The 11,537-nt window shown below is 73.9% G+C and carries 13 protein-coding genes; 11 read left to right on the top strand and 2 right to left on the bottom strand.

What is annotated here, in order from left to right:
• Nucleotides 1-6 precede the first annotated feature (6 nt).
• From ACIHCL_RS22460 to ACIHCL_RS22425, 8 genes are all read left to right on the top strand, one after another.
• Nucleotides 7-309: an urease subunit gamma gene (locus ACIHCL_RS22460; RefSeq protein ID WP_399864238.1), complete on the top strand. Its 303-nt coding sequence runs from the start codon at nt 7-9 to the stop codon at nt 307-309.
• Nucleotides 306-626, top strand: coding sequence for an urease subunit beta (locus tag ACIHCL_RS22455; RefSeq protein WP_399864236.1), 321 nt, complete (start codon nt 306-308; stop codon nt 624-626). Before ACIHCL_RS22460 ends, ACIHCL_RS22455 begins: the two co-directional genes overlap by 4 nt.
• A gap of 1 nt (nt 627) precedes the next feature.
• Nucleotides 628-2,331 carry an urease subunit alpha gene (locus ACIHCL_RS22450; RefSeq protein ID WP_399864234.1) on the top strand — a complete coding sequence of 568 codons (1,704 nt, stop codon included), beginning with the start codon at nt 628-630 and terminating at the stop codon, nt 2,329-2,331.
• A complete protein-coding gene (locus ACIHCL_RS22445; RefSeq protein ID WP_399864232.1) occupies nt 2,331-2,996 on the top strand; it encodes an urease accessory protein UreF in 666 nt (221 codons plus the stop codon). The genes ACIHCL_RS22450 and ACIHCL_RS22445 overlap by 1 nt, the downstream gene beginning before the upstream one ends.
• The gene (gene ureG / locus ACIHCL_RS22440) at nt 2,989-3,720 is read left to right on the top strand and encodes an urease accessory protein UreG (RefSeq protein WP_399864231.1); all 732 of its coding nucleotides are present in this window, start codon (nt 2,989-2,991) and stop codon (nt 3,718-3,720) included. Before ACIHCL_RS22445 ends, ureG begins: the two co-directional genes overlap by 8 nt.
• Nucleotides 3,717-4,463 (top strand): urease accessory protein UreD, encoded by a 747-nt coding sequence (locus ACIHCL_RS22435; protein ID WP_399864230.1) that lies wholly within the window; start codon nt 3,717-3,719, stop codon nt 4,461-4,463. The genes ureG and ACIHCL_RS22435 overlap by 4 nt, the downstream gene beginning before the upstream one ends.
• 196 nt (nt 4,464-4,659) lie before the next feature.
• On the top strand, nt 4,660-5,328 hold the full coding sequence (locus tag ACIHCL_RS22430; protein WP_399864229.1) for a class I SAM-dependent methyltransferase: 669 nt from the start codon (nt 4,660-4,662) through the stop codon (nt 5,326-5,328).
• Nucleotides 5,329-5,540: 212 nt separating this feature from the next.
• Complete coding sequence (locus ACIHCL_RS22425; RefSeq protein ID WP_399864228.1) at nt 5,541-5,957, top strand: nuclear transport factor 2 family protein; 417 nt, start codon at nt 5,541-5,543, stop codon at nt 5,955-5,957.
• Between the two features lie 226 nt (nt 5,958-6,183).
• Here the strand turns inward: ACIHCL_RS22425 and ACIHCL_RS22420 are convergent, their stop codons facing one another.
• Both ACIHCL_RS22420 and ACIHCL_RS22415 read right to left on the bottom strand, forming a co-directional pair.
• Nucleotides 6,184-7,731: a peptidoglycan-binding protein gene (locus ACIHCL_RS22420; protein ID WP_399864227.1), complete on the bottom strand. Its 1,548-nt coding sequence runs from the start codon at nt 7,729-7,731 to the stop codon at nt 6,184-6,186.
• Between the two features lie 738 nt (nt 7,732-8,469).
• Nucleotides 8,470-9,138, bottom strand: a complete 669-nt coding sequence (locus tag ACIHCL_RS22415; protein WP_399864403.1) for a nitroreductase family protein — start codon at nt 9,136-9,138, stop codon at nt 8,470-8,472.
• Nucleotides 9,139-9,528: 390 nt separating this feature from the next.
• Here ACIHCL_RS22415 and ACIHCL_RS22410 point away from each other — a divergent pair, with 390 nt between their 5' ends.
• The 3 genes from ACIHCL_RS22410 to ACIHCL_RS22400 form a co-directional block, all read left to right on the top strand.
• Nucleotides 9,529-9,762, top strand: coding sequence for an acyl carrier protein (locus ACIHCL_RS22410; protein ID WP_399864225.1), 234 nt, complete (start codon nt 9,529-9,531; stop codon nt 9,760-9,762).
• Nucleotides 9,759-11,009, top strand: coding sequence for a beta-ketoacyl-[acyl-carrier-protein] synthase family protein (locus ACIHCL_RS22405; RefSeq protein WP_399864223.1), 1,251 nt, complete (start codon nt 9,759-9,761; stop codon nt 11,007-11,009). The genes ACIHCL_RS22410 and ACIHCL_RS22405 overlap by 4 nt, the downstream gene beginning before the upstream one ends.
• 19 nt (nt 11,010-11,028) lie before the next feature.
• Nucleotides 11,029-11,537 (top strand): alpha/beta fold hydrolase (locus ACIHCL_RS22400; protein ID WP_399864222.1); only part of this gene is annotated, 509 nt, incomplete at its 3' end.

Below are 11,537 nucleotides of genomic sequence, written 5' to 3'. Positions count from 1 at the left end.
TTTCCCATGTTCCTGACTCCGTCCGACACGGAGAAATTGCTGCTGAGCGTCGCTGGAATGATCGCCCGTGACCGAAAGGAGCGCGGCGTGCTGCTCAATTACCCGGAGGCCGTCGCACTGCTTTCCTGCTGGGCGATCGAACGTGCCCGTGAGGGCGCCCTCGTCGGTGATCTGATGGCCGAGGGCCGCGCCGTCCTCACCCGCGCCGACGTGCTCGAAGGGGTCCCCGAGATGCTCCATGACGTCCAGGTCGAGGCGACCTTCCGGGACGGGCGCAAGCTCGTCACGATCACCGCGCCGATCCCGTGATCCCCGGCGAGATCCGGACCGGTTCCGGCGTACTCAAAATCAACGAAACCCGAACGCATATCAAACTGACCGTGGTGAATGAGGGCGACCGTCCCATTCAGGTCGGCTCGCATCTGCATTTCCCCGACGTGAATCCCGCGCTTTCTTTCGACCGGTCCCTGGCCGAGGGATTCCGACTCGATATTCCCTCCGGTACTTCTCTGCGTTTCGAGCCCGGAGTGGGAGCCGAGGTCTCCCTCGTCGAGCTGGGCGGTCGTCGGGAGGTGCCCGGCCTCGTCGTGCCCGGCACCCGCAGCGCACGAAGGGACGACATGTGACATGGCAGAACTGACCCGAGCCGCCTACGCCGCGCTCTACGGGCCCACCACCGGTGACCGCGTCCGCCTCGCCGACACCGACCTGTGGATCGAGATCGAGGAGGACCGCTGTTTCGGCGGCGACGAGGCCGTGTTCGGCGGCGGCAAGTCCATCCGCGAGTCCATGGGCCAGGCCACCGCCTCTCGCGCCGACGGCGCCCCCGACCTCGTCATCACCAATGTCGTCGTCCTCGACCACTGGGGCGTCGTCAAGACCGACGTCGGCGTCCGCGACGGCCGGATCGTCGCCCTCGGACGCTCCGGCAACCCGGACGTCAGCGACGGCGTCCACCCGGACCTGGTGATCGGACCCGGCACCGACGTGGTCTCCGGCGAGGGCCGCATCCTCACCGCCGGCGCCGTCGACACCCACGTCCACTTCCTGATGCCCGGCGCCCTGCACGAGGCCCTGGCCACCGGCACCACCACCGTCATCGGCGGCGGCACCGGCGCCACCGAGGGCTCCAAGGCCACCACCGTCACCCCCGGCGCGTGGAACCTCGCGATGATGCACCGCTCCCTGGACCGGGTCCCGCTCAACGTCATGCTCTTCGGCAAGGGCTCCACCGTGGGCGAGGACGGCCTGCGCGAGGCGGCGCTCGGCGGCGCCGGAGGCTACAAGGTCCACGAGGACTGGGGCGCCACCCCCGCCGCCATCGACGCCGCGCTCAAGGCCGCCGACACGTACGGACTCCAGGTCGCCCTGCACGCCGACAGCCTCAACGAGACCGGCTACGTCGAGGGCACCCTCGACGCCATCGCCGGGCGCGGCATCCACGTCTTCCACGCCGAGGGCGCCGGAGGCGGCCACGCACCCGACATCATCACCGTCGCCTCCCACCCCCACATCCTCCCGGCGTCCACCAACCCGACGCTCCCGCACACCGTCAACACCGTCGCCGAACACCTCGACATGCTGATGGTCTGCCACCACCTCAACCCGCGCGTCCCCGAGGACCTCGCCTTCGCCGAGTCCCGCATCCGCGCCACCACCATCGCCGCCGAGGACGTCCTGCACGACATCGGCGCCCTGTCCATCACCTCCTCCGACGCCCAGGCCATGGGCCGCATCGGAGAAGTGATCTGCCGCACCTGGCAGGTCGCCCACACCATGAAGCGGCGCCGCGGCGACCGAGGCACCGAACTGCCCGCGGACAACGAACGCGCCCGCCGCTACGTCGCCAAATACACCATCTGCCCCGCTGTCGCCCACGGCATCGACCACGTCGTCGGCTCCGTGGCACCCGGCAAGCTCGCCGACCTGGTGCTCTGGGACCCCGCCTTCTTCGGCATCCGCCCCGCCGCCGTGCTCAAGGGCGGCATGGTGGTGTACGCGCCCCTCGGCGACGCCAACGCCGCGATCCCCACCACCCAGCCCGTGCTGCTGCGCCCCACCGCCGCCGCCGATGCCGCACCGCATCTCTCGGTGAGCTTCGTCGCCCCGGCGGCCCTGGAGGACGGACTGGCCGAACGCCTCGGCCTCGAACGGGACCTGGTCGCCGTACGGCCCACCCGCCACCTCACCAAGGCGGACCTGCCGAACAACACGGCGCTCCCGGAGATCGACGTCGACCCGGAGACCTTCGCCATCCGGATCGACGGGGAGCCCGTCGAACCCGCCCCCGCCACCGAACTGCCGCTCGCCCAGCGGTACGCCATGTTCTGATGGCGGGACTGGCACCTCTGCTGCTGGCCGACGGGCGGCTCCCGGTCGGCGCGTACACCTACAGCGCCGGACTGGAACCGGCCGTCGCCTCCGGCCTCACCCGCGACGACGTCCCCGCCCTGCTGCGGGCCCGGCTGCGCACCGCGGCGGTCACCGAGGCGGCTGCCGCCGTCCTCGCCCTGCGGGCCGCCGGGCAGGACCCGGTGGACTACGGGCCCGTACAGCGGGCCCTGGCCGCCCGCACCCCCGCCGCACCGCTGCGCGAGGCGTCCGCGACCCTCGGCCGTGGAGTGCACCGCCTGGCCCGGCGGCTGGTCCCGGACCATCCCGCGGTCACCGCCCTGTCCGCGCTTTGCCCCCGCCCGCTGCGGCCGGTCGCGCTCGGCGCCCTCGGAGCCGTCCTGGCGGTGACCGGGACGGACCTGGCGCACGCCGTCGTCTACGACGAACTCCAGACCATCACCTCGGCGGCGCTCAAGCTGCTGCCCGGCGACCCCCTCGACACGGTCGCCTGGATCCTCGCCGCCGAACCCGACGCCGCGGCCGCGGTGCGCGAGGCCCTCGCCGTACGGGACTCGGCCGACCTGCCCGCCCGTACGCCCCCGCTCACCGAACAGTGGGCACTCGAACACGCACGACGAGAACGGAGACTCTTCCTTGCCTGACCAGCACCTCGACCACCGGCGCGGACACCACCGGCACCACGCGGGCGACGCCCTCCCGCGCGCCCTGCGGATCGGCGTCGCGGGCCCGGTCGGCACCGGAAAGAGCTCGATCCTCGCCACGCTCTGCCGGGAACTGGCCGGCGAACTCTCCATGGCCGTCGTCACCAACGATATCTACACCGACGAGGACGCCCGCTTCCTGCGCTCGGCCGGCGTCCTGCCGACGGAACGCATCCGTGCCGTCGAGACCGGCGCCTGCCCGCACACCGCCATCCGCGACGACATCAGCGCCAACCTCGACGCCGTCGAGGACCTGGAGGAGGCGTACGGGCCGCTGGACCTGGTGCTCGTCGAGAGCGGCGGCGACAACCTGACCGCCACCTTCAGCCCGGCCCTCGCCGACGCCCAACTGTTCTGCATCGACGTCGCGGGCGGCGGAGACGTGGCGCGCAAGGGCGGCCCCGGCATCACCGGCGCGGACCTCCTGATCGTCAACAAGACCGACCTGGCCCCCCACGTCGAGGTCGACGTGAACACCATGGTCGCCGACGCCCGCGCCGCCCGCGACGGCCTCCCGGTGCTCGCGCTCTCCCGGCACGATCCCGCGTCCACCGCCGAACTCGCCGACTGGGTACGGTCGGTGCTCGCCCGCCACCGCGCCGGCACCCTCGTCCCCACCGACCCGGGACCGATGGCACCCCACAGCCACCGCCACGACTCGTGACCGCGAGCACGGCCATCCGCCGCGAACCGGCCGACCCCACCGTCCTCGCCGTGGAGCGGGACGGTGTGGGCCGCCACGTCGTACGCGAACTGCGCCCCGGCGCCTTCCTCGCCCCGCGCCCCCTGCTGCCGGCCCCCGACCGGGTGCGGATCGCCCTGGTCGGCACCCGGGCCGGCCTGCTCGCGGGCGACCACCTGGAACTGCGCGTCTCGGTCGGTCCCGGCGCCCGCCTGGAACTGGTCGAACCGTCCGGCCTGGTCGCGTACCACCACCGGGGCGGCTCGTCGAGCTGGCGGGCCCGGGTGGACATCGCGCAGGGCGGCGAACTGCACTGGGACGCCCGGCCGTTCGTGGTCGGCGACGGTGCCCGGGTGGAACGCTCCATGGACGTCGCGCTCGCCGCCGGGGCACGGATGCTGTGGCGGGACACCCTGGTCCTGGGGCGCTCCGGGGAGTGCGGCGGCAGCGTGCGGGCCACCACCCGGGTCACGTACGACGGACAGGAGCTGCTGGTCGAGGACCTGGACCTGACGGATTGTCAGGTGCGCGCACTTCCCGGCGTCCTGGGGCCGAACCGCGTCATCGGCTCGGTCACCGCCCTCGGCGCCCGCCCCGGCGGACCACCCCACCCGTACCGCATGGACCTGGCGGGCCCGGGCGCACAGCTGCGGCTGCTGGACACGGTGGCACCGGCGATCGAGGCCGAACTTGCGGCCGTCTGGGACGACTGGCGACGCCTCTGACGCCGCCGGTCGTCCCGGCGGCCATGACCGCACCGGGCGCGAGGGAGGAACCGGTGGTGGACTTCACCGCCGAGGCGGCAGGGGGCGCAGTGGCCCGACGGGCGACCGTACGCGTTCCCGCCGTTCCCGTCCGGCGCCGCACCCGGCCGGAGCGGGGGGTTCGACGGGCTGCCGCAGGACCCGTACGGTGCCCGGCATGACGACCCTGTCGCACCGGATCATCCAAGCGCTCGACCGCTTCAACGCCACCCACCCCTGGGACCACAACGCGCACTTCCACCGGTGGATCCTGCGGCAGCTCCCCCGCCGGTGCGGCAGCGCCCTGGACGTCGGCTGCGGCAGCGGCGACCTGGCCCGGCTCCTGGCGACCCGGGCGAGGACGGTGCACGGCATCGACGCCGACCCGGACATCCTCGTCCGGGCCCGTGGACTCACCGGCCCCGAAGCACCGGTGACCTTCGCGGTCGCCGAGGCGCCGGCCGGGATGCCGACGGGCCCGTACGACGCGATCACGTGTGTCGCCGTCCTCCACCACCTCCCGCTCACCGACACCCTCGCCGGACTCCGGGAGCGTCTGGCACCCGGCGGAACCCTGGTGGTGGTCGGCCTCGCCCGCGAGGAGACCGCGGGCGACCACCTGTTGTCTCTCGTGTCCGTTCCGCTCAACGCCGCCGTGGGCTGGATCCGGAACAGGGGGCGCGCGGCGCCGCGCCCCGTCTCGATGACCGCCGTGACCCGACCGGCCGGGACCACGTTCCGCGAGATCGTTCGCGAGGCAGGTGACGTGCTGCCCGGCGCGGTGGCCAGACGGAGGCTGTTCTGGCGGTACACGCTGGTGTGGCGGGAGGGTTCCGGGACGGGCTGACCGCGGCGGGCCCCACCGCGCCGGCCCGGCCCCGGGCCTCGGACGCCGTGCCGTACTCCCGTTCCCCCGCCCGATGCGGACGGCTGCTCCACCGGAATGAACTCCGCGCGCGGGAGAGGTGCCCCGGGCCCTTCCGCCGGCCCGCACCCGCCTTTCACCCCGTATAACGGGCGCGTTGCGTGAGTACGGACGAGCCGACGGAAGGGCGGGCGATGACACTCGGAGCCGAGGACCGCATGGCCATCACGGAACTGATCGGCCTCCACGGGCACCTGGTCGACAACGGTGAACTCGACCGATTGGACGAGCTGTTCACCGCGGACGTGGTCTACGACGCCACGGACATGGGGCACGGGACGATGCACGGGATGGCGGCCGTCCGGGAGGCGGCGCGGGCGATGGGGGGCCACGGCCCGCTCGGCCATCACGTCACCAACGTCGTCCTGACCGGGATCGACGGCGACCGGGTGCGGGTCCGGTCCAAGGGGATCGGGATCAGGGCGGACGGCAGGTGCGGGAGCGTGACGTACGACGACCTCGTCGTGCGCGGCGCGAACGGATGGCGCATCAGCCGCCGCGAGGTCGCGGGGCGGCGCCCGCCCGCGGGGGCGGACGAGCGGTCCACGTGAGCCCTCGCACACCCGCCGCACCCGGCCCCGTGACCGGCGCCGCCGCCTCCACGACCGGAGGGAGCGCCGTCGGCCACGGCGTCAGGCGTCCAGACGTCCAGACGTCCCCGAGCTGTCGACGACCTGATGGATCGCCCGGCCCGAGGCGAGCTCCTCCGGCGCCTCGTCGATGCCGGGAACCGGCCGGGGCGGCACCGGACCGCGCCGCCCCGGCCGCACGGGTCCGTCAGCGCCCGGCCTGGAGCGCCGCCCAGGTGACGGGGCCCACGAAGCCGTCGGCCACCAGGCCCCGGCTCTTCTGGTAGGCGCGCACCGCCGTCTCCGTCGCGGGGCCGAAGCTCCCGTCGACGACGACGGCCGAGCCCATCGCCGCGGTCAGCGCGCGCTGGAGCCGCTTCACCGCGTCACCCGAGGCACCCTGCTCGACCGTGGGCGTCTCACCGGCCGACAGCAGCGCGGTCCAGGTCTTCGCCCCCACGACGCCGTCGGCGCTCAGTCCGCGGGCCGTCTGGTACGCCCGGACCGCGCTGACCGTGACCGGCCCGAATGAGCCGTCCACCGCCCCCGCGGGATGGCCCTGCTCGCCCAGCAGCCGCTGCGCCGCCGCGACCTGGGGGCCGGTCGAGCCGCTGCGCAGGGTGGCGTAGGACGTGAAGCTCAGGCCGTCGGCCGGGGTGCCGGAGTCCCCGCCGACCAGTTCCATGTACCGCGCCCAGTCCCAGTACCGGCCGGGGTCGGTGTGGTCGTTCCCGGGGACCTCGCTGTGCCCGACGATGTGCTCCCGGTCCTTCGGGATGCCGTACCGGTCGCACAGATGCCTGGTCAGCGCGGCGGACGACCGGTACATCGTCTCCGTGAACCAGGTCGGGTCGTCGACGAACCCCTCGTGTTCGATGCCGAGCGTCGAGGAGTTGGCGCTGCGCGCGTGGTACGCGGTGTCGCTGTCCCGGACCATCTGGGTGATCTCGCCGTCGGAGGAGCGCACCACGTAGTGCGCGCTGACCGAGGAAGTCGGGTTGCGGAACCAGCTGATCGAGCCCGCGTAGGAGCCCTGCGTGACGTGGACGACCACCTTGCTGATCTTCGCGGTGCGGCCGGTGGCGAAGTTGTTCGCGTGGGCCGGGGACCACAGCGCCGACGGGTAGTCGGGACTCTGCGCCCACGTACCGGCGGAGACGAGCGGGCCCTTCTGCGGGGCGACCGGACGGCCGGTCACCGAGATCCGCTCGCCGCTCGGGACGACGGTGTCGAGGCCGTTGGCCAGGACCTCGTAGACGGCGTCGGCGTACACGGCCGCGGTCGGCCCGTCCGTGCCGCCGTACCGCGCGACGACCGGGTACCAGGCGTCGATGTCGTCGCGGTCCCGGGCGTCGAGGCCGAGCTCGTCGGCGTACTCCCGCAGCACCGCCGCACCGCCCAGGACGTTCGCCGAGGTGTTGGTGCGCAGGGCGGCCGGGGACGCGCCCGTGAGCGCCGCGGCCCGTTCCAGCGTGCGGTTCACCGGGTTGCTCACCAGGTGCATCACCCCGTATCCGCCAGCCTGGCTGGGGTGCCCGGCGTGGTCGTCGAGGCGTGTCTCGCCGTAACCGACGGCGGTGAGCAGATCGCGCGGTACATCGAACTTCTCGGCCGCCCGCGTGAACGCCTGGCCCATGGGGTGGTCGCCGCCGGGCGCGGCGAGGGCCGGGGTGCCGACCGCGGCCAGCACGGTGGCGGTGAGCGCCGCCAGGACGGATGAGCGGGCTCTGGTGTGGAAGGCCGTTCGACGGGGCATAGCTGCTCCTGCTCTGTGCGTGGGGGGAGAGAAGTGCGGCCGCGGCTTTGAGACGGAGGGGCCGAGGGCCGGAGGCCGCTCAGCGTAGCCGTGTGTTCAGAGCATGACAATCATCGATCGCGTGTCGTCAATTCTTGTTCATCCGAATGGAGTTGATGACGAGTCCGGAACGGGTCCCGATGGGACGGGCCGCCCTGCCGGGCCGTGCCCGTCCCCGGTGGACCGCGGCACACGACCGTCCTTCCGTACCGCCCGGCACGGCCGGGTGGGCTCACCGCGATCGTCCCGCGGCCGGCGCCGGACCGCCGAGCCCGTCGCGCCCCGCCGGGGACCGTCGATGCGGCGGACGCCGTCCCGCCGTTCGCCGCGGCCGGCTTCCGTCTCCGGCCCGAACCCCGTAAGCGCGCCGGGGTCGTCGCCGAAGCCGGTCTTCCCGCACCGGCCTTCGCGCCCGCCGACGGGGCACGGCGCCACCGTGTCCGTCCACGGCCCGCCACCGCCGCCACCGCCCTCCGCTCCTCCGGAACCGTCCGCGCCACGGCGAACCGGTCCGGCGCTCTGGGGCGCGTTCGAGCGGTGCCCGGCGGCGGAAGCTCCGGCCTGCCTGCCCACGGGCAGGTCGAGACCCCCGCCGCCGAGGTGCTGATGACCGCGTCCGAACGCCGGACCGCCGGCGGGCACCCCGCGGCGCGGCCCCGCCGGGCGCCCGGCGGGGCCGGCGGGCCGGTTCGGGCGCCGCTACCAGTGGTCGCGGTGGACGACGTCCGCCACCGGGCGCCGCCGGACCGGACCGAAGCGGCCCTGGGGCAGACCGACGGGCACGACCGCGAAGGTGCGCATGTCCTCCGGGATGCCCAGCGCCGCCTTCCACTCCTCTTCCAGCATCAGGTGCCAGATGGTGATGTTCGCCGCGAGCCCCAGTGCCCGCGCGGCCAGCAGCAGGTTCTGCACCCCCGGGTAGACACAGGACGCCTCGGCGAGCGCCTGGAACCGGTCCTGCGTGTTCGCCATGCGCTCGGTCGCGGCCGGGCCGAGCGCCTGCGCGTACGCCCGCAGCCCCTCCTCGTCCACCCGGGGCTCCGGGAACCGGTAGCACGGAATGATCAGTGCGGGCGTGTCGGCGAAGTGGTCGCGCTGGTACTCGATCGCGGCGACCATCCGCCCGTAGGCCGCCTCGTCCATGCCTTGCGGCGCGTACTTCCCGGTGGTCGCCAGGTACGCGTCCACACACCGCTTCCACAGCGGGGCCAGACGGGCCATCACCTCACGGTCCGTCACCACCACGAACTCGTAGCACTGCATGTTGCCGCCGCTCGGTCCCCAGACCGCGGCCTGTACCAGCCGCTCCAGCGTCGCCTCGGGCACCGGGTCCGGCTTGAGGCGGCGCATGGCGCGCATGGTGGACATGGTGGTGAAGAGCGCCGGTCCGCCCGCCCCCTCCGGCGCATCGTCCACCGCGCTCGCGTCGGTGGCCGGGGCCGCGCCGGGCGGGGTACTCGCGTGTGTTGTCATGATCGCGCCTTTCGTCGTGATCGCGGAGTCTACGGTGGTCCTCCGGGTGGCGGGAGGGGCCGGACGGCCCTGGTCCACGCGGCCCGGCGCCCGCCACGGCGACGCCCTGCGCGGCCCGGCGGATTCGCACGCGTGGACGACGGTCCTCCGCACGGGGGAACGCGGAACGGAATCATCCTTACGAAGGCGTATAAAGGGTTCCTCTTGACCGGCCGACGTCCCCCGAACGGCACTCACCCTCACGCGGCAGGACGTCACCGCGTTCGAGACGCGCAGGAGTGCCGCATGAGCACGACAGAGCAGATCAACACCTTGCTGGTCGCCAACTTCGGGGCCGACCCCGGAGCCATCCGCCCGGAGGTGTCGCTGCGTCAGCTCAGACTGGACTCCCTGGCGCTGGAGGAACTCCGGCTCCTCATCGAGGACCGGATGGACGTCGATCTCGACGATCTGCACCTGACCTCGCGCGACACCGTCGCGCAGCTCGTCGCCGCCGTGGACCGCAGGGCCGCGGCATGACGGCCCGCCCGGGTCGCCCCACCCCCTTCACGGCCGCCGTCACCGGCATCGGCCTGGTCACCGCCGCGGGAGCGGACGCCCGGACCACCTGGCGCACCGTCACCGAGGCCACTGCCGTCCCCTCCGTCCTGAAGCGACCCGAACTCGACGGACTGCCCTGTGACTTCATGTACACCGTCACCGGCCTCGATGCCGCGGCCAGGCTCGGGGCGGCCGCCGCGCGGCTGATGGACCGCTTCTCGCAACTGGCCGTCCTCGCCGCCCGCGAGGCCGTCGCCGACGCCGGGCTCGACCCCTCGGACTGGGAGGGCACACGGGTCGCCGTCGTCATCGGCTCCGCGCACGGCGGCCTCCCTTTCTACGACGAGCAGCACACCGTCCTCGCCGAGCGCGGCGCCCGCCGCGTCTCCCCGAAACTCGCCCCGCTCACCGTCGTCAACGGCGCGGCCAGCAGCGTCGCCACCGACCTCGGTGCCCTCGGCCCGAGCCAGGCCGTCTCCACCGCCTGCTCGTCCGGCACCGTCGCCATCGGCACCGCCCACCAGATGCTCCGCGCCGGGGTCTGCGACATCGCCGTCGCGGGCGGTGCCGAATCGGTGTGCTCCCGGCTGCTGATCGCCAGCGCCTGCCGGCTGAAAGCCGTCTCCACCCGGTGCGACGAGCCCGAGGCGGCGTGCCGCCCGTTCGACATCCACCGCGACGGTTTCGTGGTCGGCGAGGGCGCCGGACTCCTCGTCCTGGAACGCCCGGAGCACGCCCGTGCCCGCGGCGCGACCGTCCGCGCGCACGTCGCGGGATACGGCGCCTCCAGCGACGCCCACTCCGCCGTCGCCCCCGACCCCGGGGGCCGGGGCATCGAACGCGCCCTGCGCACCGCCCTCGCGGACGCCGGAGTCACCGCCCGGGACATCGGCCACGTCAACGCCCACGGCACCTCGACCGTGGCCAACGACCTCATCGAGGGGACCATGCTCCGCCGCGTCCTCGGCGAGCATCCCCTGGTCACCTCCACCAAGGCGATGACCGGCCACGCCCTCGGCGCCGCGGGCGGCATCGAGACCGCGCTGACCGCGCTGGCCCTGGAGCACCGGCTCGTACCGCCCACCCTGAACCTGGACGCCCCCGACCCCGACATCCCCCTCGACGTGGTGCGCAAGGAGGCCCGTCCGGGCGCGTTCGACGCAGCCGTCAAGACCTCGCTCGGATTCGGCGGCCACAACGCCGCACTCGTCCTCACCAGAGCCTGACCCGGAGACCAGGACCACCATGGCCGAGGAGATCATACGGACCCTGTCGGTGCGCGGACTGCGCTACGGCTACCGGGTCCTCGCACAGCCCGCGCCGCGCACCGAACCGGTCGTCGTCCTCGGCGGCGCGCTCCAGGGAATGCACGGCTGGCCACAGATGGACGAGCACCTGGGGCCGTTCGCCCCGGTCGTCACCGCCGACCTGCCCGGCATGGGCGGCGCGGACCCGCTCCCGTCCGGGGCGGACGAGGCGCTCCTGTACGAAGCCGTCACCGGGATCATCGACGACCTCGGCGCAGCGCGGGTCAACCTCTTCGGCTTCTCCTACGGCGCCCTGATCGCCTTCGGCTGTGCCAGGCGCCACCCCGAACGCATCGCCCGGCTGGTCCTCGGCGGGGTCCCCGCCCGCATCAGCGAGGGGCAGCGGGCGCAATGGCGCCGTGGGGGGGGGCGGGGCGCGGCCCCCCCCCCCCCCCGGGGGGGGGGGCCGGGCCGCCCCCCCCGGCCGGGGGGGGGCCCCCCCCCCCC

Origin of the sequence: Streptomyces sp. NPDC052042, from assembly GCF_044548345.1 — a bacterium.
Classification (GTDB): Bacteria; Actinomycetota; Actinomycetes; order Streptomycetales; family Streptomycetaceae; genus Streptomyces.
Note: the sequence above shows the minus strand (reverse complement) of the source record. Positions and strands in the feature narration are given on the sequence as shown.

Bases quoted from the DNA above. Each gene is read 5' to 3' on its own strand.
- ACIHCL_RS22430 (WP_399864229.1), top strand. From the start codon at position 4,660: ATGACGACCCTGTCGCACCGGATCATCCAAGCGCTCGACCGCTTCAAC.
- ACIHCL_RS22410 (WP_399864225.1), top strand. From the start codon at position 9,529: ATGAGCACGACAGAGCAGATCAACACCTTGCTGGTCGCCAACTTCGGG.
- ACIHCL_RS22460 (WP_399864238.1), top strand. From the start codon at position 7: ATGTTCCTGACTCCGTCCGACACGGAGAAATTGCTGCTGAGCGTCGCT.
- ACIHCL_RS22420 (WP_399864227.1), bottom strand. From the start codon at position 7,731: ATGCCCCGTCGAACGGCCTTCCACACCAGAGCCCGCTCATCCGTCCTG.
- ACIHCL_RS22405 (WP_399864223.1), top strand. From the start codon at position 9,759: ATGACGGCCCGCCCGGGTCGCCCCACCCCCTTCACGGCCGCCGTCACC.
- ACIHCL_RS22450 (WP_399864234.1), top strand. From the start codon at position 628: ATGGCAGAACTGACCCGAGCCGCCTACGCCGCGCTCTACGGGCCCACC.
- ACIHCL_RS22425 (WP_399864228.1), top strand. From the start codon at position 5,541: ATGACACTCGGAGCCGAGGACCGCATGGCCATCACGGAACTGATCGGC.
- ACIHCL_RS22445 (WP_399864232.1), top strand. From the start codon at position 2,331: ATGGCGGGACTGGCACCTCTGCTGCTGGCCGACGGGCGGCTCCCGGTC.
- ACIHCL_RS22415 (WP_399864403.1), bottom strand. From the start codon at position 9,138: ATGTCCACCATGCGCGCCATGCGCCGCCTCAAGCCGGACCCGGTGCCC.